The sequence below is a fragment of the Variovorax paradoxus genome (genome assembly GCF_022009635.1).
Taxonomy (GTDB): domain Bacteria; phylum Pseudomonadota; class Gammaproteobacteria; order Burkholderiales; family Burkholderiaceae_C; genus Variovorax.
On the sequence record NZ_CP091716.1, the window covers coordinates 2,108,661 to 2,129,632 of the forward strand.

Genomic DNA, 20,972 nt, shown 5'->3' on the forward strand with positions numbered 1-20,972 from the left:
CGAGGCCGCATGCCGGAGACAAACCCATGCGCACAACGCGCCCCGCTTCGATGATTCGTGCCGTCCTGTATGCGATCGGCCTTTCGCTGCTCTCGCTCATCCTTGCCGCCTGCGGTGGTGGCGGAGGTGGTGGAGGCGGCGGTGCCGTCGGCCTGCTGCCGACCACGCCGCCCGCCGGCGGCAACAACCCGCCCGCCGGCAATCCGGCCGCCAACGACCCGCCGGACAATCCGTCGCCCCCGCCCGTGCTGCCGGCCGTTGCCTGCGCCGACCTCAACGGCAAGAGCCTGCCGGCCTCGCTGATCAGCCTGCCCACGCAGGGCGCCACCGTCACCAGCGCCACGCCGGTGGCCGCGGGCGACACCGGCAACACGCTTGGCGACTACTGCCGCGTGCGCGGCACCATCCAGCCGGTCGACCCGAGCTCGCAGTCCATCAACTTCGCGGTGAACCTGCCCGAGAAGTGGAACCAGAAGACCATCCATTTCGGCGGCGGCGGCTTCGACGGCGTGCTGATCGACGGCACCGAGGTCATCCGCTTCGGCCCCGCCGGCAAGCCCGCGCCGCTGGCGCTGGGCTACGCCACCTACGGCGACGATTCGGGCCACCAGTCGAGCAGCATCACCGACGGCAAGTTCGCGGCCAACGACGAGCAGCTCGCCAATTACGGCGGCAACTCGCTCAAGAAGACGCGCGACGTGGCGCAGGCGCTGGTGTTCGCACGCTATGCCGTGAAGCCCAAGCACGCCTACTTCCTGGGCACCTCGACCGGCGGGCGCGACGCGCTCAGCTACATCCAGCGCTGGCCTGGGGACTACGACGGCGTGATCGCCAACGAGCCCGCGCTCAATTACACCGGCACGCGCCTGTCGAACGTGGCCGTGGGCCGCGCGCTCTACTACAACAACGGCACCGACGGCTGGATGGACCTGAGCGAGACGCTGATGGTTCAGAAGGCCGCGATGCAGGCTTGCGACAAGCTCGACGGCGCGGCCGACAACATCGTTAGCAATGTCGAGAGCTGCCGAATGCTCAACGCGCAGATCGTGGCTTCGCTGCGTTGCCCCGGTGGCACCAAGACGAGCAAAACCTGCCTGTCCGACGCGCAGATCGCCACCGTGCACGCCATCGAGTCGCCGCTGGACTTCACCACCTATTCGCTGGCCAACGGCGTGAAGCGCGCGGGCGGCTACAACCTGCTCGAAGGCGCGCTGGTGGCGGGGCCGTACACCACGCGCGACCTCGGCACGCGCAACGTGCCCGGCAATCCCGCCACGTCTTCCGACGCCAACATGTACGTTACCGGCGACCAGTGGGCGAAGTTTTTCGTCAAACGCGATGCCGGCTTCAACACACTGACCTTCGACCCATTGAACCCAGGCAGCGATGCCGCGCGCGTGACCGAGGTGTCGAACCTCACCGACGCGACCAACCCGAACCTCACGCCCTTCTTCGCGCACGGCGGGCGGCTCATCATGCTGCACGGCCTGGCCGACGAGGTGATCAGCCCGAACTCCACCATCGACTACTACAAGCAGCTCATCGCCACGGTGGGCCAGCCGGCGGTCGACCAGAGCGTGCGCTTCTACACCGTGCCCGGCATGGGCCACGGCACCGGCAGCTTCATTCCCAACTGGGATTCGCTGGCCGCGCTCGAAGGCTGGGTCGAGGCCGGCCTCGCGCCCGCCACCGGCGTGGCGGTGGACGCGGTGGCCGGCACTTACGGCCGCACACGCCCGCTGTGCCAGTTCCCGGCATGGCCCAAGTACCGCGGCAGCGGCAGCCTCGACGCGGCCGTCAACTACAGCTGCGTGACCGAAGTCGGCGACCCGCTGGCCTGCCCGAACCTGCCCGCCTCCGTGACCAGCTACAAGGGCGGCAACAGCTTCGGCGAGGAACTGCGCGTGCAGATCGATCCCGCCACCATGGCCTACACCGTGACCATCGATGCAAGCTTGCTGCGGACCGCCGGCACGCAGCGCACCGGCACGCTGGTGTCGCAGGGCAGCTGCAGCTACATCAGCGGCGAGAGCGGGGCGGTGTTCAGCTTCGGTGCAGGCGGCGTGCTGTCGGGCGGCGTGAACGCGCCCAGCGGCGGCGGCTTCTCGCCGCTGCTGGCGTTCCAGAACAGCTTCGCGGCCGCGCCGGTGTCGGGCGACTTCAAGTCGGTGGCCAATATCTTCAATGTGGTCGGCGTGCAGCAGGGCTCGGGCGGTGCCAGCGCATTTGCGTCTTCGGTGCGCCTGCGCCAAGCCGGTACCTTCCAGTATTGCCGTGACCCAGTGTCGGGCGGCTTCATGGTCTACGACCTCAGCTGCACGCAGACCGAGAAGGGCTACGTCGCCTACAACACCACGCGCGCTTCCTTCGACCTCTTCACGACCTCGCCCACCGGCAGCGCCGTGACCACCGGCGGCACGCTCACCGGCTCGATGGTGATCGGCCTGGTCAATGGCGTCGCGGTGCCGTTGCACCTGGTGCGCGAGTCGGCCGCCAGCATCGGCATGCGCGTGTACGGCCTGCAACAGAGCCTGGCCGCGGGCGCCGCGGATGGCAGCTATGCACTGGTCAGCGTCAAGGGCGAGAACCACGATGCCACGGTGGCCGGCAGCGGCCTTAACCTCGGCGGTGCGGCGGCGGGGCTGAGCTACGACACGCCGGTGCCCGGCGTGGCGCAGGCCGATGCGGGCCGTCCGGGCAATTTCATCTTCAACAGCGGCGTCCTCGGTTTCGTCTCCAGCCCGGGGACGAACGCGGCGCTCGAATTCGGAGTACGCCATTGAAAAAACGACTCTCCATCCTTGCGGCATTCGCACTGATCGGCGCCGCGCCGATGCTGTCCGCGCATGCGACGCCTGCCGGACCCAAGGCGGCCGCGTGCCCGTCGCCGGTACCGGAAGCCGCGCGCTGCTACACCGGTGAGGACGGCACCGGCGCCCTCTACTGGATAGCGATTCCGAAGGACTGGAACCGCGTGCTGGTGATGCACGCCCACGGCGGCCCGGAGACCGGCCCGCCCAAGCTCGAGCGCAGCGAGGAAGACCTCAAGCGCTGGGCCGTCACCGTGAAGGCCGGCTATGCCTGGGCCGGGTCCACCTACCGGCGCGGCGGCTACGGCGTGACCATGGCCGCGGAAGACACCGAGCGGCTGCGCCGGATCTTCGTGCGCCACTTCGGCCAGCCGCGCCGCACCTTGCTGCACGGGCAGAGCTACGGCGCGGGCGTGGCCGCTAAGGCGGCCGAACTGTACGCGCCCGCGGGCGGAGCGAAGAGCCCTTACGACGGCCTCATGCTCACCAGCGGCGTGCTCGGCGGCGGCAACAGCGCCTACGACTTCCGGCTCGACCTGCGCGTGGTGTACCAGTACGTCTGCCACAACCATCCGCGCCCCGACGAGCCGCAGTACCCGCTGTGGATGGGCCTGCCGCTCGAGTCGAAGCTCACGCGAGCCGACCTTGCCGCGCGCGTGAAGGAATGCACCGGCGTCGGCCTGCCCGCCGCGCAGCGCACGCCGGAGCAGGCGGCGCGGCTGAAGACCATCCTCTCGGTCGTGAAGATCCAGGAACGCTCGCTGGTGGGCCACCTCGGCTGGGCCACATGGCTCTTCCAGGACCTGGTGCAGAAGCGGCTCGGCGGGCGCAATCCCTTCGGCAACATCGGCGCGGTCTACAGCGGATCGGCCGACGACGCGGCGCTCAATGCCGGCGTGCTGCGCTATGCCGCCGACCCGCAGGCCAAGGGCGCGCTGGCGGCCGACAGCCAGCCCACAGGACGCACCGCGCTGCCGACCGTGGGCCTGCATGCGATCGACGACCCCACGGCCTTCGTAGAACTGGAGAACTCGTATCGCCGCATCCGCGACGCGGCCGGCACCGGCAACCTGCTGGTGCAGAGCTTCAGCAGCGAGCGCGAGCACAGCTACCTGAGCGATTCGGAGTACCCCGCGCTCTTCGCCGCGCTGCTCGACTGGATCGACAAGGGCGAGAAGCCCACGCCCGAAAGTCTCGCGCAGCGCTGCAAGGCATTGATGCCGCGCTACGACACCGACGGCAAGAACGGCTGCCACATCCAGCCGCAATGGCAGCCCGCCGCGCTCGAAAGCCGCGTGCCGCCGCGCGCGCCCTGAATTTCCCTTTTCCTCAATACAACGGAGACCTCATGAAAAAACTGTTCGCCCTCGCGGCGATCGCCATTGCTGTCGGCGCGCATGCGCAGGACTTTCCGGGCGGCAAGTCGATCACCATCGTCGTGCCTTTCGCGGCCGGCGGCCCGACCGACCGCGTCGCGCGCGACCTGGCCGAAGCGCTGCGCAAGCCGCTGGGCGGCGGCACGGTGATCATCGACAACGTGCCCGGCGCCGGCAGCTCCATCGGCGCGGCCAAGGTGGCGCGCGCCACGCCCGACGGCTACACACTGCTGCTGAACCACATCGCGATGGCCACCGTGCCCAGCCTGGTGCGCAACCTGCCGTTCAAGGTGGAGACCGATTTCGAATACCTGGGCATCGTCAACGACGTGCCGATGACGCTCATCTCCAAGCCGAGCATCCCGGCCACCAACTACAAGGAGCTGACGACCTGGATCGCGTCCAACAAGGGCAAGATCAACATCGGCAATGCCGGCGTGGGCTCGGCCTCGCACCTGTGCGGGCTGCTCTACCAGAGCGCCACCAAGACCGAGATGACGGCGGTGCCGTACAAGGGCACGGCACCGGCCATCACCGACCTGATCGGCGGGCAGATCGACCTGCTGTGCGACCAGACCACCAACACCACGCCGCAGATCCAGGCCGGCAAGGTCAAGGCCTTTGCCGTGACCACGCCCAAGCGGCTCGCGCTGCCGATGCTGAAAGACCTGCCCACGCTCGACGAGGCCGGCCTGAAGAACTTCCAGGTCACCATCTGGCACGGCCTGTATGCGCCCAAGGGCACGCCCGCGCCGGTGCTGAAGAAGCTCAACGACGCGCTGAAGACGGCGCTGAAAGACCCGGACTTCATCCACCGCGAGGAACTGCTGGGCGCCGTGGTGGCGACCGACGGGCGCATCGAGCCCGCCGGCCACAAGAAGTTCGTGGCCGACGAGATCGCGAAGTGGACGCCGATCATCAAGGCGGCCGGCGTCTACGCCGAGTGATCCTTCGCGCCGCTGCCTTCGCCTGACGCGGCGGCGGACCCGGCCTGCGCCGTGTCCCCGCCGCCCATTACCTTGTAGAGCGTGATGCGGTTGCTCTGCTCCGACAGCCGCAGGCCGATCAGCGTCTGCTGCGCGGTGTACAGCGAGCGCTGCGCATCCAGCACTTCGAGGAAGCTGTAGCTGCCATTGCGGTAGAGCGCCTCTGACAGCGTGTAGCTCTTCCGCGTGGCCTCGACCAGCGACTGCTGCGCCGCGAGCTGCTCGCCCAGCGAGCGGCGCACGGCCAGCGCGTCGGCCACTTCCCTGAAGGCGGTCTGCACCGTCTTCTCGTAGGTGGCGAGATCGATCTCGCGCTGCGCCTTCGCGGCGTCGAGGCTGGCGCGGTTGCTGCCGGCATTGAAGATCGGCAGGCTGATCGATGGCGCGAAACTCCAGGTGCTGTTGCCGCCCTTGAACAGGCCCGACAGCGCGGTGCTCGACGAACCCGCACTCGCCGTGAGCGAGATCGTCGGGAAGAAGGCCGCGCGCGCCGCGCCGATGTCGGCGTTGGAGCCCTGCAGTGTGTGCTCGGCGGCCCGCACGTCGGGGCGCTGCTGCAGGAGCGCCGACGGCAGGCCCGCGGGCACCTCGACCAGCGCGCTGGCGGTGGCCATGCCGGCGATGCCGGTGGCAGGCAGCAGCTCGTCGGGCACCGTGGCGCCGGCCAGCAGGTCGAGCGCATTGCGGTCCTGCGCCACTTGCGCGGTGTAGCCGGCCACGTCGACGCGCGCCGACTCCACCGTGGTCTGCGCCTGGGCCAGCGCCAGCGCCGAGCTCGCGCCCAGCTCGCGCATGCGGCCGGTCAGCTCGTACGAACGCTGCTGGCTCGCCAGCGTGTCCTGCGCGAGCTTGAGCCGTTCGTTGTCGGCCGCCAGCGTGAGCCAGGCCGAGGCGACTTCCGCCACCAGGCTGATCTGCGTGCTGCGCCGCGTGGCCTCGGTCGACAGGTAGCTCTGCAGGGCCGCTTCGTTGAGGTTGCGCACGCGGCCGAACAGGTCGAGCTCGTAGCTGCTGAAGCCCAGAGAAGCGCTGTACTGCGAGCCGATGGACGATTCGCCGCTGTTGCTCGTCGCGGCGGAAGTGCGCTGGCGCGTGCCGCCCGCCGTGGCCGAGACGCTGGGGAACAGCTCGGCGCGCTGCACGCCGTACTGGGCGCGCGCTTTCTCGATGTTCTGCACCGCCACGCGCAAATCGCGGTTGTTCGCCAGCGCCAGCGCGATGGTGCGGCGCAGCCGGTCGTCGGTGATGAACCCCTGCCAGCCGGTGGTGGCGGAGACGGCGCCTTCGGTCTTGGCGCCCGAGGTGGCGGGCCATTGCGAAGGCACTGGCGCGTCGGGCCGCGAGTACACGGGCGCCAGGTTGGCGCAGCCGGCCAGCAGCGCGGCGGCAAGCAGGGCGGAGAGGGTGGAGAGCCTGAAGCGAGTAGATGTCATGGCGTTCATGCCTCGGGCAGCGCGCTCAGCACGGGCGCTGCCGGGGCTTTCTTTCTTTGCGCGAAGAAGCGGCGGATGGCGACGAAGAACAGCGGCACGAAGAAGATGCCCAGCACGGTGGCCGTCGCGATGCCGCCGAGCACGCCCACGCCGATGGCGCGCCGGCTGCCCGAGCCCGCGCCGGTGCTCAGCGCTAGCGGCAGCACGCCGAACATGAAGGCCAGCGAGGTCATCAGGATGGGTCGCAGCCGCAGGCGCACCGCCTGCAGTGTGGCTTCGACCAGCGCCATGCCCTCGTCCTGCAGCTGCTTGGCGAACTCCACGATGAGAATCGCGTTCTTCGCCGACAGGCCCACCGTCGCCAGCAGCCCCACCTGGAAGTACACGTCGTTCGACAGGCCCGCCAGCTTCGTCGCCAGCACCGCGCCCAGCACGCCCAGCGGCACCACCAGCATCACCGAGAACGGTACCGACCAGCTCTCGTACAGCGCCGCCAGGCACAGGAACACGAACAGGATCGACACCGCGTAAAGCAGCGGCGCCTGCGAGCCCGACAGGCGCTCCTGGTAGGAGCTGCCCGCCCATTCGTAGCCGATGCCCTGCGGCAGCTGCTTCATGATGCGTTCCACCGCGTCCATGGCCGTGCCCGAACTCACGCCCGCGGCGGGGTCGCCGATCAGCTCGAAGGACGACATGCCGTTGTAGCGCGACAGCTGCGGAGAGCCGTAGGTCCAGCGGCTGCTGGCGAAGGCCGAGAACGGCACCATCTCGCTGTTCGCATTGCGCACGTGCCAGCGGTCCACGCTGTCCGGCTGCATGCGAAAGGGCGCGTCGGCCTGCACGTAGACCTTCTTCACGCGGCCGTTGTTGATGAAGTCGTTCACGTAGCTGCCGCCCATCGCGCTGGAGAGCGTGTCGTTGATGTCCGAGGTCGAGAGGTTCAGCGCGGCGGCCTTGCGGTCGTCGATGTCGATGGAGAACTGCGGCGTGTCGTCCAGGTTGTTGCTGCGCACCTGACTCAGTGCCGGGTCCTTGCGGGCCAGTGCGAGGAACTGCTCGCGTGCCTGCACCAGCGCCTCGTGGCCGATGCCGCCCAGGTCCTGCAGCTGCACGTCGAAACCCGCGTTGGAGCCCAGCCCGCGCACGGCCGGCGGCAGCATCACGAACACGTTGGCATTGCTGGCGCGGGTTGCCATGTCCATGGTGAAGCGGCGCGCGAGCGAGGCCGCGTCCTGCGCCTTGCCGCCGCGCTCGCGCCAGTCTTTCAGCGTGATGAAGGCATTGCCGGTGGCCTGGTCGCCGCTCAGGCCGGTCAGCGTGATGTAGTGGCTGACCTCCTTCTGCGACGAGAGGTACTGCTCGAAGCTCTTCATGGTCTGCTGCAGCTGCTCGTCGGTGGCGCTGGCAGGCAGCTTCACCTGCGCCATCAGCGTGCCCTGGTCTTCGTCGGGCAGGAAGGAGGTGGGCAGGCGCATGAAGGTCATGCCCAGCACGCCCACCAGCAGCGCATACACCAGCAGGCTGCGCTTGCCGCGATGCAGCAGGCCGCCCACGCCGGAGCGGTAGCGCTCGGCGTTGCGTTCGAAGGTGCGGTTGAACCAGCCGAAGAAGCCGCGCTTTTCTTCATGGTGGCCGGCCTGCACCGGCTTGAGCAGCGTGGCGCACAGCGCCGGCGACAGCGTGAGCGCCACCAGCACCGACAGCAGCATGGCCGCGACGATGGTCACCGAAAACTGCCGGTAGATCACGCCCGTCGAGCCGCCGAAGAAGGCCATGGGAATGAACACCGCCGACAGCACCAGCGCGATGCCCACCAGCGCGCCGGTGATCTCGCTCATCGACTTGCGCGTGGCCTCCTTCGGCGAGAGCCCTTCCTCGGTCATAAGCCGCTCGACGTTCTCCACCACCACGATGGCGTCGTCCACCAAGAGGCCGATGGCCAGCACCATGCCGAACATGGTGAGCGTGTTGATCGAATAGCCCAGCAGCGACAGCACGCCGAAGGTGCCCAGCAGCACCACCGGCACCGCGATGGCGGGCACCAGCGTGGCGCGCAGGTTCTGCAGGAAGAGGTACATGATCAGCACGACCAGCACCATCGCCTCGGCCAGCGTCTTGGCCACTTCCTCGATGGAGATGCGTACGAAGGGCGTGGTGTCGTAGCCGACCACCGCCTTCATCTGGTTGGGGAAGAAGGGCGACAGCTCCGCGAGCTTGGCCTTCACCGCGTTCGACACCGTGAGCGCGTTGGCGCCGGTCGCCAGCTTCACGCCCATGCCGGCCGAGGGGTGGCCGTCGAAGTGGGAGTTGATGGTGTAGCTCTCGCTGCCCAGCTCGATGCGCGCGACGTCGCCCAGCCGCACGATCGCGCCGCTGCTGCTGTCGGACTTGACGATCACCTCGCGGAACTGATCGGCCGTGCGCAGCTTGCTGCGCGCAGTGATGGTCGCGGTCAGGCGTTGGCCCGCGGTGGCAGGCAGGGCGCCGAGCTGGCCGGCCGAGACCTCGGTGTTCTGGCTGGTGAGCGCGCTGCTCACGTCGGAGGGCATCAGCGAGTACTTCTGCAGCTTCGCGGGGTCGAGCCAGATGCGCATGGCGTAGCCCGAGCCCAGCGTCTGCACGTCGCCCACGCCGTCGATGCGGCTGATCACGTCGAGCAGGCTGCTGGAGATGTAGTCGCCGATGTCGGTGGCCGTGGCGCTGCCGTCCTGCGAGATCAGCGAGACGATCATGAGGAAGTCGGTGCCCGACTTGGTGACCGTCACGCCCTGGCTCTGCACCGACTGCGGCAGCTGCGACTGGGCCTGCTGCAGCTTGTTCTGCACCTGCATCTGCGCCACGTCTGCGTTGGTGCCGGCCTCGAAGGTCAGCTCGATGCGCGCGGTGCCCGACGAAGTGCTGCTCGACGACATCGACACCAGCCGGTCGAGGCCCTTCATCTTCTGCTCGATCACCTGCGTGACCGAGTCCTCGATGGTCTTGGCCGAAGCGCCTGTGTAGGTCGCGTTGATGCTGACCTTGGTGGGCGCGATGTCCGGGTACTGCTCCAGCGGCAGCGTGCCGATGGACAGCGCCCCGGCCAGCATGATGACGATGGCGATGACCCACGCGAAGATGGGCCGGTCTATGAAAAAGCGTGCCATGTGCGGTGGCTCCTCAGCGCGCGGTGGTGGAGGCTTGCGCGCCGGCCACCGTGGTAGCTCCGGCCGCGTCCACCGCCTTCACCGTGTCGCCGGCCTTCACCTTGAGCGAGCCTTCGACGATCACGCGCTCGCCGGCTTTCAGCCCCTCGATCACCTGCCAGCGGTTGCCGACCGCGCGCGACACCTTCAGCGCGCGCTTCTCGACCTTGTTCTCGCTCGTGACCACCAGCGCCGACGCATCGCCGTTGGCTGTGCGCGTCACGCCCTGCTGCGGCACCAGTAGCGCGCCTTCGGCCACGCCCTGTTCGAGCACGGCGCGCATGTACATGCCGGGCAGCAGCGTGCGCTCCGGGTTGGGCACCAGGATGCGCAGCGTGACCGCGCCGGTGCCCTCGTTCACGGTGACGCTGGAGAACTGCAGGCGGCCTGCATGGGCGTAGGTGGTGCCGTCTTCCAGCAGCAGCTTCACCGAGGCTTCGGCCTTGTCGGCGCTGCCGTTCTTGAGCGTGCCCGCGGCCAGCTCGCGCTGCAGCTGCAGCAGTTCGGTGGTCGATTGCGTCACGTCGACGTAGACCGGGTCGAGCTGCTGCACCGTGGTCAGCGCCGTGGTCTGGCTGGCGGTGACCAGCGCGCCCGGCGTGACGGTGGAAGCCTCGATGCGCCCCGCGATCGGCGCGGTGATGCGCGTGAAGCCGAGGTTGATGCGCGCGGTCTCGAGCGCGGCGCGGGCCACGCCCAGGTCGGCTTCGGCCTGCTGCAGCGTGGCCTGGCTGTCTTCGCTGGTCTGCTTGCTGACCGCCTCGATCTTCGCGAGCTCGGCGTTGCGGCGCGCGGTGACCTTCGCGGCATTCACCGTGGCTTCCGACTTGGCGACGCTGGCCTGCGCGCTGGCATAGGCGGCCTTGTAGCTGGCCGGATCGAGCTGGTAGAGCACCTGGCCGGCCTTGACCAGCGCGCCTTCCTCGAACAGGCGCTGCTGCACGATGCCGCCCACCTGCGGGCGGATCTCGGCGCTCAGGCGCGAGCGGGTGCGCCCCGAAAGCTCGGTGGTGACCGGCTGGTTCTCCGGCTGCACAGTGACCACGCCGACCTGCGCTGCGGCCAGGCCTTGTGGTGCTCCAGGAAGGGCGGAAGAGGAAGACGAAGAGCCGGAGCACCCCGCGATAGCGCCCAACAGGCCGATGGCCAGGGCGCACGCGAGGCCGGTGCGGATGAAGCGGGAAGACATGTTCAGGATTCCAATCAGGTTGGAGTCCATGGTCCCGAGGGAATGTGGAGCGAATGTGGAGGCCCCCGCGGCACGCTCGGCCATGGGGCCGGGGTTTACCGCGAGGGCCGCATCTGGCTTATCTTGTGGGCCTTCATGAAGATCAGCATCACCACCAAGCTCTTTCTCGCCGTCCTGGCTACTGCCGTGCTGGCCGTGGTCGCGATGGGCGCCGCCTCGCGCTGGAACTTCGAGCGCGGCTTCGTCGGCTATCTCAACGAACAGGGCGTGGAACGGCTCGACGCCGTGCTCCCGAACGCCGTCGCGGCCTACCGGCAGAACGGCAGCTGGGACTTCCTGCGCGACAACCCTCGTCCCTGGTTCGAGATCATGCGGCCCGCGCCTTCCACGTCGGGCGAGCACTTCGAGCCGGGGCGCTCGCCGGCGCTGGTGTCCGACCTGACGGGGGCCGTGCTGCGCATCTCGCTGCTCGATGTCGACAGGCGGGTGATCATCGGCTTCAGGGACGTGCGCAAGGGCGCCGTCGAACGCGCCGTGGTGGTCGACGGCAAGACCGTGGGCTGGGTCGTCATGATGCCGTTCCAGAGCGTGAGCGAGGCCGGCGACCAGCGCTTCCAGAACAACCAGCTGCGCGCGAGCTGGATCATCGGCAGCCTGTGCGTGCTGCTGGCCGCGGGCATCGCATGGTGGATCGCGCGGGTGCTGCTGGCGCCCGTCAAGCGCGTGGCCGCCGCCACCCACCGGCTGGCGGCGGGCGACTACGCGAGCCGCGTGGCGGTGGCCTCGCACGACGAAGTGGGGCAGCTGGCGCGCGACTTCAACTCGCTCGCCAACACGCTGCAGCGCAACGAGCAGATGCGCCGCGAGTTCATGGCCGATGTGTCGCACGAACTGCGCACGCCGCTGGGCGTGCTGCACGGCGAGCTGGAGGCGATGGAAGACGGCGTGCGCCGCCTCGACGCGCAGGCGGTGCGCGCGCTGCAGCACGAGGTGGGCATGCTCAACCAGCTGGTGACCGACCTTTACGACCTGTCGATGGCGGACGTGGGCGCGCTCGCCTACCGCAAGGCCGACGTCGACGTGCGCGACCTGCTGGAGCCGAGCGTCGACGCCTTCGGCGAGCGGCTTGCCTCGGCGGGCCTGCGGCTGGAACTGGCGCTGCCGGTGCAGCCGCTGGTGGTGTTCGCCGACGAGCATCGCATGCAGCAGCTCTTCAGCAACCTCGTGCTCAACACCTGCCGCTATACCGATGCCGGCGGCGTGCTTCGCATCGAGGCGCGAGAGGAGGGCGGCGAGGTCGCGATCGATCTCATGGACTCGGCGCCGGGCATCGACGCGGCGCTGCTGCCGCGCCTGTTCGAGCGCTTCTTCCGCGGCGAGAGTTCGCGCAACCGCGCGAGCGGCGGCGCGGGGCTCGGGCTGGCCATCTGCCGCAGCATCGTGGAGGCGCATGGCGGCACCATCGAGGCCAAGGCCTCGCCGCTGGGCGGCTTGTGGATCGCCATTCGGCTGCCGAAGGCATGAGGAGGAGCGAAGAACGATGACGACGACAGCAACCGCAACGAGCGAAAAGCAACCGGTAGCCCACATCCTGATCGTCGAGGACGAGCCGCGCATGGCCGCGCTGCTGGCCGACTATCTGCAGGCCTCGGGCTACACCTCGCAATGGATCGCCAACGGGCTGGAGGCCGTGCCTTCGGTGAAGGCTCGCCGGCCCGACCTGGTGCTGCTCGACGTCATGCTGCCCGGCCAGGACGGCATGAGCGTGTGCCGCGAACTGCGGCAGTTCAGCGAGGTGCCGGTCATCATGCTCACGGCGAGAGTGGAAGAGGCCGACCGCCTGATGGGGCTGGAGCTGGGCGCCGACGACTACATCTGCAAGACGCCCTTCAGCCCGCGCGAGGTGGTGGCACGCGTGAAGGCGCTGCTGCGGCGCAGCGGCTACGCGGCGCGAGAACCGTCACCGCTGCAGATCGATGCGCAAGCCTATAAGGCGGCATGGCAGGGCGTGACGCTGGACTTGACGCCAGTGGAGTTCCGGCTGCTGAAGGCGCTGACCGAGGCAAGAGGCCGCGTGCTCTCGCGCGACAAGCTGCTCGACTTCGTGCATGCCGACCAGCGCGCGGTGACCGATCGCGCGGTCGACAGTCATGTCAAGAACCTGCGCCGGAAGCTGCATGCGGCGAGTGGGGGGCAGGAGTTGATTCGGTCGATTTATGGGGTTGGGTATAGGCTTGATTTGCCTTAGTTGGTGGCTCGTCCAGGAGTTGATTGCCGAGGGCGTGGCCCCTTGCTGAGAGATACGGCCCGAGGGCTTATTTCTGAGCCTCCGCAAGCTCCCCCCGAAACGCCTCCATCGGCGGCTTCACCAAAGCACTAGCCTGCTCCGCAAACTCTTTCACCGGCGCCCACTTGTGCCCCCGCCCATCCAGCGACAGGTCATAGGCCCGTTGCAGATGCGCCAGCAATTTCCTCGAAGCCGCCTGCGCCGCCAGCAGCGCGTCGATCGCACGCGGGGTTTCGAAGCGCAGATGGTCCACATTCGCCAGCGCCGACGTGATGCCTTCGACTTCGAGCGACAGATGAAGCAGGTCGAGCGCGCTTTCGTCGGGGTGCGACTTGACCTTCTCCGCGACCGCATAGACCGCGTTGATCAATTGCAGCGCCCCCTGGTGCATCGAAAGCCGGGCGGCCACCTTGCGTGCCTCGCGGCGTTGCATTTCCAGCGTGTGCTGCCGCTGCACGACCCACAGCCCCAGGCCGATGGCTGTGACGGAGCCGAAGGCCTGGGCCCATGCGGCCCAGTCGCCTGTGGCGGCCGGTGGATAGGCCGCGAACACGCCGATCAGCGCGCCGTAGACAAGCACGGCACCGCCGCACACTATGGCTGTTTCCAGCTTTGACTTCATGCCTCTTTCCTCTAGGAGGCGGAAGTATGTCCCTTCGCTTCGGGTCTGAATTGCCCGAACAAAGGGGTTTTGTACCCTCAGTGATCGTGATGCAGGTAGCTGGCCTGCCGCGGCAGGCGCAGGCTGACGACGAAGGCGAGCACCATCATCGCGCTCACGTACCAGAAGAAGGCCGACTCGTGGCCCAGCGACTTCAGGCCCAGCGCGACGTACTCCGCCGAGCCGCCAAAGATGGCGTTGGCCACCGCATAGGCCAGCCCGACGCCCAGCGCGCGCACTTCCGGCGGGAACATCTCGGCCTTCACGATGCCGCTGATGGAGGTGTAGAAGCTCACGATGGCCAGCGCCACGATGATGAGCACGAAGGCCAGCACGGGGCTGGTGGTGTGCTGCAGGGCCGTGAGAATGGGCACGGTGGTCAGTGCGCCCAGCGCGCCGAACAGCAGCATGTTGTTGCGCCGCCCGATGCGGTCCGACAGCGCGCCGAACACCGGCTGCATGCACATGTAGACGAACAGCGCGCCGGTCATGACGTAGCTGGCGGTCTTGATCGGCAGGTGCACGGTGTTCACCAGGTACTTCTGCATGTAGGTGGTGAAGGTGTAGAAGATCAGCGAGCCGCCGGCCGTGTAGCCCAGCACCGTGAGGAAGGCGGGCGTGTGGTGCTTGAAGAGGCCCGCGATGCTGCCGGCTTCCTTGTTCTCGCGGGCCTCGGCGCTCTGCGTCTCGTGCAGCGTGCGGCGCAGCAGCAGCGCGACCACGGCGGCGATGGCGCCAATGACGAACGGAATGCGCCAGCCCCAGGCCTTGAGTTCGGCTTCGGTCAGCAGCTGCTCGAGCGCCACGATGACCAGCACCGCCAGCAGTTGTCCGCCGATGAGCGTGACGTACTGGAACGACGAGAAGAAGCCGCGCTGGCCGCGCAGCGCGACCTCGCTCATGTAGGTGGCGGTGGTGCCGTATTCGCCGCCTACCGACAGACCCTGGAACAGGCGGCAGACGAGCAGCAGGAAGGGCGCCCAGGCGCCGATCTGCGCATAGGTGGGCAGCGCGGCGATGACCAGCGAGCCGCCGCACATCATGGTGACGGAGATCAGCATCGAGGTCTTGCGCCCGAGCCGGTCGGCCACGCGGCCGAACAGCCAGCCGCCGATGGGCCGCATGAGAAAGCCGGCCGCGAACACGCCGGCGGTGTTCAGCAACTGCGCGGTGGGGTCCGATTTGGGAAAGAAGGCCGGCGCGAAGTACAGCGCCGAGAAGGCATACACGTAGAAGTCGAACCACTCGACCAGGTTGCCCGAGGAGGCCGCCATGATCGCGAAGACGCGGTGGCGTTTTTCTTCAGCGCTGTAGTGCGGTGGTGACGATGAAGAGGAAGCCGTCTGGCCTCCATGGGTAGGCGTGACTGCGCTCATGGTGCCTTTGCCGCCGTGCGGGCGATGTTGTTGTTGCCAAAACATTCTGCGCCCGCACGTGGTGGTGCCGTGTCAGCCGGCACCGCATCGGCCTACCCCCGAAGTGGCCTTCGCACAGGCCCTAGAACGTGCCGGGCAGCAGGATGCTCGAATCGACGTCGTCGATGTTCGTGCGGCCGCAGAAGGCCATGGTGATGTCCATTTCCTTCTGGATGATCTGCAGCGCGCGGGTCACGCCGGCCTGGCCGTAGGCGCCCAGCCCGTACAGGAAGCTGCGGCCGATGAGCGTGCCGCGCGCGCCCAGGGCGCGGGCCTTGAGCACGTCCTGGCCGCTGCGGATGCCGCCGTCCATCCACACCTCGATCTCGCTGCCCACCGCTTCGGCGATGGCGGGCAGCGCCGCGACGGAAGAGGGCGCGCCGTCGAGTTGGCGGCCGCCGTGGTTCGACACGATGAGCGCGTCGGCGCCGCTGTTGGCGGCCAGGCGCGCGTCTTCCACGTCCATGATGCCCTTGAGGATCAGCTTGCCGCCCCAGAGCTTCTTGATCCACTCCACGTCGGCCCAGCTGAGCGCAGGGTCGAACTGCTCGGCAGTCCAGGACGACAGCGACGACAGGTCTTTCACGCCCTTGGCATGGCCGGCGATGTTGCCGAAGGTGCGGCGCTTGGTGCCCAGCATGCCCATGCACCAGCCCGGCTTGGTGGCCAGGTTGATCAGGTTCTTGATGGTCGGCTTGGGCGGCGCGGTGAGGCCGTTCTTGATGTCCTTGTGGCGCTGGCCCAGGATCTGCAGGTCGAGCGTGAGCTGCAGCGCGGTGACGTTGGCGGCCTTGGCGCGTTCGATCAGGCGCTCGATGAAGTCGCGGTCCTTCATCACATAGAGCTGGAACCAGAACGGATGGCGGCCGGTGTGTTCCGCAATGTCTTCCAGCGAGCAGATGCTCATGGTCGACAGCGTGAACGGAATGCCGAAGGCCTTGGCCGCGCGGGCGCCGAGGATCTCGCCGTCGGCGTGCTGCATGCCGGTGAGGCCGGTGGGCGCGATGGCCACGGGCATCGCGGTTTCCTGGCCGACCATGGTGGTGCGCAGTGACCGGCCTTCCATGTTCACCGCCACGCGCTGGCGCAGCTTGATCTTCTGGAAGTCGCTTTCGTTGGCGCGGTAGGTGCCCTCGGTCCAGGCGCCGGAGTCGGCGTAGTCGTAGAACATCTTCGGCACGCGCCGCTTGGCGATCACCCGCAGGTCTTCGATGCTGGTGATCTTGGAAAGGTCGGGCACGGTGCGTCTCCTGGATTTGTCTTGGCGGGTTGGCGGGGGCGAACCGGACATTATCTGCAGCCGGTGCGCCGGGCCATCTGAAAAATCCGGGGCTTGGGCTGAAAAGAATTCAGCCGCTCGACCGCTCAGTCCCGCAGCGCCTGCCGCAGCCATTCGACGAAGGTGGCGCATTCCCAGCGTTCCATGGTGCCCGGCCGCCAGCACAAAAAGTAGGCGTTGGGCGAGGGCACGCTGCGCGGCGACAGCCGCACCAGCCGGCCGTTGTCGAGCCAGGCACTGCCGAGCTTCAGGTGCATGAGCACCACGCCGAAGTCTTCGGCCGCCGCATCGAGCGCCAGCCCCAGGTCGGTGAACTGGTGGCCGGTGGCGGGCTCGGGCAGGCCGACGCCGCAGGCCTTGAACCAGGTGCGCCACGACTCCAGCGGCGTGCGCAGCAGTTGCGCGCGCGACACCTCGGCATCGGTGGCGAAGCCGCCTTCGAATGGGCCGTGGCGTTGCAGGTAGGCCGGGCTGCACGCCGGCGACACCTCGTCGGCCAGCAGCTGGCAGAACTCGCGGTCGTGAAAGGGGCCGGTGCCGAAGCGCAGTTCCAGGTCGGCTTCTTCGGGGGTGGCGTTGCGCATCGGCGCCGTCACCTGCAGCATCAGCTCGATGTTCGGATACGTGTCGCGAAAGCGCGCAAGCCTGGGCAGCAGCATCTGCCGCGAGAAGGTGGGCGTGACCGCCAGGCGCAGCCGCCGCACCTGCGACGCCGGCTCGCGGCCGGGCACTTGCTGCAGTGCCGCAATGGCTTCCCGCACGCGCGCCAGGTAGGCCATGCCGTCGGCGCTGAGGCTGAAATCACCGCCGGTGAAGAACTTGAGCTCCAGCAGCAGCTCGAGCTGGCGGATGCGGTGGCTCACCGCGCTGGGCGTCACGCTGAGCTCTTCGGCCGCCAGGTTCACGCTGCGCAGGCGCGCGACGGCCTCGAAGGCCTGCAGGCCCTGGGTCGAGGGGAGACGCGGTGAAACCATCTTCTTGTTGGCGAAAGCTGCGGGCTTCGATGGTATCGAAGCCTCCCGGCGCTCGATGATGGGCGTCAGCCGGCGATGAGCGAGGCCGTCAGCGCCTGGAGCAGCCGGCGCAGGTCATCGACCGCTTCTCGCGCCAGTGCCGCGTCGCCCATCTGCGCCTTGACGATGGCGCCGTCGACGCCCAGCGCCGCCGCTTGCGCAAGGGCCATGCGCTGCGGCACCTCGGGCAGCAGTCCGGCAATGACCTCGATCATTTCGCGCTTGTGCTCGCGCGCAATGCCGGTGGCGCCGGCCACGCTGGCACCGATTTCCACCACCGAGTTGATGAACGCGCAGCCGCGAAACACCGGGTCGGCGAACCACTCGGCCATGGCGTCGGCCAGCACTTCCAGCGCCTGCCCGCCCTCGATGCGCCGCTGCGCGCCGTGCCGGCCTAGCGCGTCGACGAACCACGCCATCCACAGGCCGTGGCGATGGTCGAGGAAGGCGCGCACCAGGTCGTCCTTCGACGGGAAGTGCCGGTAGAACGTGACCTTGGTGACCCCGGACGCCGCGATGACGCGGTCGATGCCGGTGGCGCGGATGCCGTCGACATAGAAGAGGTCGTGAGCGGTGAGCAGGATGCGCTCGCGCGCCGGCAGTGCGGAGATGTCCATGGCGCGATTGTAGGCATGTAGACAGGTCTGTCTACGTGTGGCACATTGCGGCGCATTCATCCTTCATTCACCGCCTCGCCGAAAGACCCTTATGGAATCCCGCCCGCCGCTGCCGCCCTTCACCCTCGAATCCGCGACGAAGAAAGTCCAGGCCGCCGAAGACGCCTGGAACTCGCGCGACCCCGTGCGCGTGAGCCTGGCCTACACGCCCGACACCGAATGGCGCAACCGCGCGGAGTTCATCAACGGCCGCGAGCAGGTAGTCGAGTTCCTGTCGCGCAAGTGGGCGCGCGAGCTCGACTACCGGCTGAAGAAGCAGCTCTGGGCCTTCATGGACAACCGCATCGCGGTGCGCTTCGAGTACGAGTGGCATGACGACGCGGGCCAGTGGTATCGCAGCCACGGCAACGAGAACTGGGAGTTCGCCGAGAACGGCCTGATGCAGCGCCGCTTCGCGAGCATCAACGACCAGCCCATCGTGGAAGCCGAGCGCAAGCTGCGCTGACCTCGGCACGGCTGTTGCTTGCTCGGGCCTGTTCAAACAGGAGACCGCATGAACCGCAACGACGTCACCGAGAAGATCATCACCGTCAAGGTGAGCAAGGGCATCCAGTGGGCCGACGTGGCCAAGAAGGTTGGCCTTTCGAAGGAGTGGACCACCGCCGCCTGCCTCGGCCAGATGACGCTCGACGACAAGCAGGCCAAGGTCGTCGGCAAGATCTTCGGCCTCACGCCGGAAGAGCAGAAGTGGCTGCAGGTGGTGCCCTACAAGGGCTCGCTGCCCACGCCGGTGCCGACCGACCCGCTCATCTACCGCTGGTACGAGGTGGTGAGCGTGTACGGCACGACCATCAAGGAACTGATCCATGAAGAGTTCGGCGACGGCATCATGAGCGCCATCGACTTCAGCATGGACATCCAGCGCCAGGCCGACCCGAAGGGCGACCGGGTCAACGTGGTGCTGTCGGGCAAGTTCCTGCCCTACAAGACCTACTGAGTCACTGCACGTACACGACGGGGTGCGGCTTCTGCCTGCCGCCGGGCGGGTGCATCGCCCCGGCGGTGATGCCGTAGCCCTCGATGGCGCCGGCGATGGAGCGGGCTACCGCGTCCACCGGCACCGCGATGCGCCGGTTGGTGCGCATGCGTTCGCGCGAGTAGCTGGCCGCGATGCGTTCGGCCAGCGGGTCGCCGGGTCCGTTCACGTCGGGGCTGATCACCGTCACATGCAGGCGGCCGGCGTGTTCCTGGCGCAGCCCCTCGGAGATCGCGTTCACCGCGTACTGCGTGCCGTGGTAGACGGCCGAGGCGGGCGACACGCCCTGCATCGCCACCGGCGCCACGTTGACGATGTGGCCCCAGCCCTGCTCCTGCATCGTCGGCAGCACCGCCGCGACGCCGAGCAGCACGCCGCGCAGGTTCACGTCGATCATGAGCTCCCACTCCTCGATCTTGCGGTTCCACAGCGGCGACATCGGCATCACGCCCGCCGCGTTCACCAGCACGTCGATGTGTTCGTGCGTCTCGAGCGCGAACTCGGCGAAGGCTTCCACGTCTGGCCGGTGCGTGACGTCGAGCCGCTGGAAGCTGGCGGTGCCGCCGGTGGCCTCGATCTCGGCCACCAGCGCCGCGAGCCGGTCGGTGCGCCGCGCACCGAGCACCACCTTGGCGCCGCGCCGCGCAAGCAGCCGCGCTGTGGCTTCACCGATACCGCTGCTCGCGCCGGTGACGAGAACTACTTTTTCCTGGATTGCGGTCATGGAGAACTCCTTGTGCTGGTCGGTTTGCCGCGGGGCGCATGCCGGGGATGGGCGTGCGTCGGGCATGGCAGGAAGTTTCGCGTGACAGGGGGTGCGAGCGGTATCCGAATCGACCGCGGTTTTTGCCTGATCCTGCAAAACGCGTGGCGCGGGGTCGCGGCCTTCGATCGGTGCGGCTTGGTACTTTCGCGGTAGGTCGGTACGGAAGCCTGTGTGGTGCAGCGATTCTTCAGGAAAGTGCGGCAAGGGTGGTAGCCGGTTCGTGCGAATTTCTTGCCCAATCCGCCAGGAATGCAATCGGCGGTCGGTTGCGTCCCGTCACGCGGCCGGGATTGAGCCCGGCTCTTAAATAGATGATGCTCGGTCGATGAACGAAGCCTCCGACATCGCGCCTCGCCCGCGCATCTATCTGGCCGGGCCGGATGTCTTTCGCGCCGATGCGAAGGCGCATTTCATCCGCGCGGCCGCCGCCTGCGACGCCGCTGGCTTCATTGCCCTGCCGCCGGCGGATGGCAGCGAAGACCCGTCGTCCGTTCCGCTCGAAAAGAAGATCTACGCGGCCAACATGCGGCTGCTGCGCAGCGCCGATGGCGTTGTCGCCAACCTCGAATGCTTCCGGGGCCTGGAGCCCGATTCCGGCACGGTGTTCGAGGTGGGGGCGGCGGTCGCGCTGGGCATTCCCGTCGCGGCCTATGGCGTGCCCGAGGGCAGCTACGCGCAGCGCGTGCAGGCCGCATTGCCGTGCGAGCCGGACCCGGACGGCATGCTGCGCGAGCACGGCACCGGCATGGCCGTCGAAGACTTCGGCCAGCCGCTGAACCTGATGCTGGCCTGCTCGATCCACATCGAGCCCACGCTGGACGACGCGTTGAAGAAGATGGCCGGGCTGCTCGCGTCACGCCGCGCGCCAGAAGCTGGAAAGCCCTGATCCCCGCCGCAGTCGCCACCGCCTAGGATGGTGTTC

The 20,972-nt window shown here is 68.1% G+C and carries 17 protein-coding genes; 8 read left to right on the forward strand and 9 right to left on the reverse strand.

Going from position 1 to position 20,972, the window contains the following annotated elements; all coding sequences use genetic code 11:
* The first annotated feature begins 26 nt into the window (after positions 1 to 26).
* Genes L3V85_RS09865 through L3V85_RS09875 form a run of 3 tightly spaced genes read left to right on the forward strand, consistent with a single transcriptional unit; the run spans position 27 to position 5,133 of the window.
* Positions 27 to 2,783 (forward strand): tannase/feruloyl esterase family alpha/beta hydrolase, encoded by a 2,757-nt coding sequence (locus L3V85_RS09865; protein ID WP_237679129.1) that lies wholly within the window; start codon positions 27 to 29, stop codon positions 2,781 to 2,783.
* A gap of 50 nt (positions 2,784 to 2,833) precedes the next feature.
* Complete coding sequence (locus L3V85_RS09870) at positions 2,834 to 4,126, forward strand: alpha/beta hydrolase family protein (RefSeq protein ID WP_237680534.1); 1,293 nt, start codon at positions 2,834 to 2,836, stop codon at positions 4,124 to 4,126.
* Positions 4,127 to 4,158: 32 nt separating this feature from the next.
* Positions 4,159 to 5,133 carry a tripartite tricarboxylate transporter substrate-binding protein gene (locus L3V85_RS09875; protein WP_237679130.1) on the forward strand — a complete coding sequence of 325 codons (975 nt, stop codon included), beginning with the start codon at positions 4,159 to 4,161 and terminating at the stop codon, positions 5,131 to 5,133.
* Here the strand turns inward: L3V85_RS09875 and adeC are convergent.
* The 3 genes from adeC to L3V85_RS09890 are packed head-to-tail and all read right to left on the reverse strand — an operon-like array spanning position 5,121 to position 10,976.
* On the reverse strand, positions 5,121 to 6,605 hold the full coding sequence (gene adeC / locus L3V85_RS09880; protein WP_237679131.1) for an AdeC/AdeK/OprM family multidrug efflux complex outer membrane factor: 1,485 nt from the start codon (positions 6,603 to 6,605) through the stop codon (positions 5,121 to 5,123). The genes L3V85_RS09875 and adeC overlap by 13 nt on opposite strands.
* Positions 6,606 to 6,610: 5 nt before the next feature.
* Entirely contained in the window at positions 6,611 to 9,748 is a 3,138-nt protein-coding gene (locus L3V85_RS09885) for an efflux RND transporter permease subunit (protein WP_237679132.1), read from the reverse strand.
* Between the two features lie 13 nt (positions 9,749 to 9,761).
* Positions 9,762 to 10,976, reverse strand: a complete 1,215-nt coding sequence (locus L3V85_RS09890; protein ID WP_237679133.1) for an efflux RND transporter periplasmic adaptor subunit — start codon at positions 10,974 to 10,976, stop codon at positions 9,762 to 9,764.
* 135 nt (positions 10,977 to 11,111) lie between these two features.
* Between L3V85_RS09890 and baeS the strand changes: the two genes are divergently transcribed.
* On the forward strand, positions 11,112 to 12,500 hold the full coding sequence (gene baeS, locus L3V85_RS09895) for a sensor histidine kinase efflux regulator BaeS (RefSeq protein ID WP_237679134.1): 1,389 nt from the start codon (positions 11,112 to 11,114) through the stop codon (positions 12,498 to 12,500).
* Between the two features lie 16 nt (positions 12,501 to 12,516).
* Positions 12,517 to 13,224 (forward strand): response regulator, encoded by a 708-nt coding sequence (locus L3V85_RS09900; RefSeq protein WP_237679135.1) that lies wholly within the window; start codon positions 12,517 to 12,519, stop codon positions 13,222 to 13,224.
* A 67-nt stretch (positions 13,225 to 13,291) separates the two neighbouring features.
* On the opposite strand, the gene L3V85_RS09905 is transcribed toward L3V85_RS09900, so the two are convergent.
* The 5 genes from L3V85_RS09905 to L3V85_RS09925 form a co-directional block, all read right to left on the reverse strand.
* A complete protein-coding gene (locus tag L3V85_RS09905; RefSeq protein WP_237679136.1) occupies positions 13,292 to 13,885 on the reverse strand; it encodes a hypothetical protein in 594 nt (197 codons plus the stop codon).
* A gap of 77 nt (positions 13,886 to 13,962) precedes the next feature.
* On the reverse strand, positions 13,963 to 15,300 hold the full coding sequence (locus tag L3V85_RS09910; RefSeq protein ID WP_272934780.1) for an MFS family transporter: 1,338 nt from the start codon (positions 15,298 to 15,300) through the stop codon (positions 13,963 to 13,965).
* Positions 15,301 to 15,421: 121 nt separating this feature from the next.
* Positions 15,422 to 16,579, reverse strand: coding sequence for an alpha-hydroxy acid oxidase (locus tag L3V85_RS09915; protein WP_272934781.1), 1,158 nt, complete (start codon positions 16,577 to 16,579; stop codon positions 15,422 to 15,424).
* A gap of 125 nt (positions 16,580 to 16,704) precedes the next feature.
* Positions 16,705 to 17,592, reverse strand: coding sequence for a LysR substrate-binding domain-containing protein (locus L3V85_RS09920; RefSeq protein WP_237679138.1), 888 nt, complete (start codon positions 17,590 to 17,592; stop codon positions 16,705 to 16,707).
* 65 nt (positions 17,593 to 17,657) lie between these two features.
* Entirely contained in the window at positions 17,658 to 18,248 is a 591-nt protein-coding gene (locus tag L3V85_RS09925) for a TetR/AcrR family transcriptional regulator (protein WP_237679139.1), read from the reverse strand.
* A 91-nt stretch (positions 18,249 to 18,339) separates the two neighbouring features.
* Here L3V85_RS09925 and L3V85_RS09930 point away from each other — a divergent pair, with 91 nt between their 5' ends.
* Both L3V85_RS09930 and cynS read left to right on the forward strand, forming a co-directional pair.
* Positions 18,340 to 18,753, forward strand: a complete 414-nt coding sequence (locus L3V85_RS09930; RefSeq protein ID WP_237679140.1) for a DUF1348 family protein — start codon at positions 18,340 to 18,342, stop codon at positions 18,751 to 18,753.
* A gap of 48 nt (positions 18,754 to 18,801) precedes the next feature.
* Positions 18,802 to 19,245, forward strand: a complete 444-nt coding sequence (cynS, locus tag L3V85_RS09935; RefSeq protein ID WP_237679141.1) for a cyanase — start codon at positions 18,802 to 18,804, stop codon at positions 19,243 to 19,245.
* 1 nt (position 19,246) lies between these two features.
* On the opposite strand, the gene L3V85_RS09940 is transcribed toward cynS, so the two are convergent.
* On the reverse strand, positions 19,247 to 20,008 hold the full coding sequence (locus tag L3V85_RS09940) for an SDR family oxidoreductase (protein WP_237679142.1): 762 nt from the start codon (positions 20,006 to 20,008) through the stop codon (positions 19,247 to 19,249).
* A 367-nt stretch (positions 20,009 to 20,375) separates the two neighbouring features.
* Between L3V85_RS09940 and L3V85_RS09945 the strand changes: the two genes are divergently transcribed.
* The gene (locus tag L3V85_RS09945) at positions 20,376 to 20,936 is read left to right on the forward strand and encodes a nucleoside 2-deoxyribosyltransferase (protein ID WP_237679143.1); all 561 of its coding nucleotides are present in this window, start codon (positions 20,376 to 20,378) and stop codon (positions 20,934 to 20,936) included.
* The last annotated feature ends 36 nt before the right edge of the window (positions 20,937 to 20,972 follow it).

Excerpts from the sequence above, each read along its gene's own strand:
- L3V85_RS09865 (WP_237679129.1), top strand. The coding sequence starts at position 27 with ATGCGCACAACGCGCCCCGCTTCGATGATTCGTGCCGTCCTGTATGCG.
- L3V85_RS09870 (WP_237680534.1), top strand. The coding sequence starts at position 2,834 with ATGCTGTCCGCGCATGCGACGCCTGCCGGACCCAAGGCGGCCGCGTGC.
- L3V85_RS09875 (WP_237679130.1), top strand. The coding sequence starts at position 4,159 with ATGAAAAAACTGTTCGCCCTCGCGGCGATCGCCATTGCTGTCGGCGCG.
- adeC (WP_237679131.1), bottom strand. The coding sequence starts at position 6,605 with ATGACATCTACTCGCTTCAGGCTCTCCACCCTCTCCGCCCTGCTTGCC.
- L3V85_RS09885 (WP_237679132.1), bottom strand. The coding sequence starts at position 9,748 with ATGGCACGCTTTTTCATAGACCGGCCCATCTTCGCGTGGGTCATCGCC.
- L3V85_RS09890 (WP_237679133.1), bottom strand. The coding sequence starts at position 10,976 with ATGTCTTCCCGCTTCATCCGCACCGGCCTCGCGTGCGCCCTGGCCATC.
- baeS (WP_237679134.1), top strand. The coding sequence starts at position 11,112 with ATGAAGATCAGCATCACCACCAAGCTCTTTCTCGCCGTCCTGGCTACT.
- L3V85_RS09900 (WP_237679135.1), top strand. The coding sequence starts at position 12,517 with ATGACGACGACAGCAACCGCAACGAGCGAAAAGCAACCGGTAGCCCAC.
- L3V85_RS09905 (WP_237679136.1), bottom strand. The coding sequence starts at position 13,885 with ATGAAGTCAAAGCTGGAAACAGCCATAGTGTGCGGCGGTGCCGTGCTT.
- L3V85_RS09910 (WP_272934780.1), bottom strand. The coding sequence starts at position 15,300 with ATGAGCGCAGTCACGCCTACCCATGGAGGCCAGACGGCTTCCTCTTCA.
- L3V85_RS09920 (WP_237679138.1), bottom strand. The coding sequence starts at position 17,592 with ATGGTTTCACCGCGTCTCCCCTCGACCCAGGGCCTGCAGGCCTTCGAG.
- L3V85_RS09925 (WP_237679139.1), bottom strand. The coding sequence starts at position 18,248 with ATGGACATCTCCGCACTGCCGGCGCGCGAGCGCATCCTGCTCACCGCT.
- L3V85_RS09930 (WP_237679140.1), top strand. The coding sequence starts at position 18,340 with ATGGAATCCCGCCCGCCGCTGCCGCCCTTCACCCTCGAATCCGCGACG.
- cynS (WP_237679141.1), top strand. The coding sequence starts at position 18,802 with ATGAACCGCAACGACGTCACCGAGAAGATCATCACCGTCAAGGTGAGC.
- L3V85_RS09940 (WP_237679142.1), bottom strand. The coding sequence starts at position 20,008 with ATGACCGCAATCCAGGAAAAAGTAGTTCTCGTCACCGGCGCGAGCAGC.
- L3V85_RS09945 (WP_237679143.1), top strand. The coding sequence starts at position 20,376 with ATGAACGAAGCCTCCGACATCGCGCCTCGCCCGCGCATCTATCTGGCC.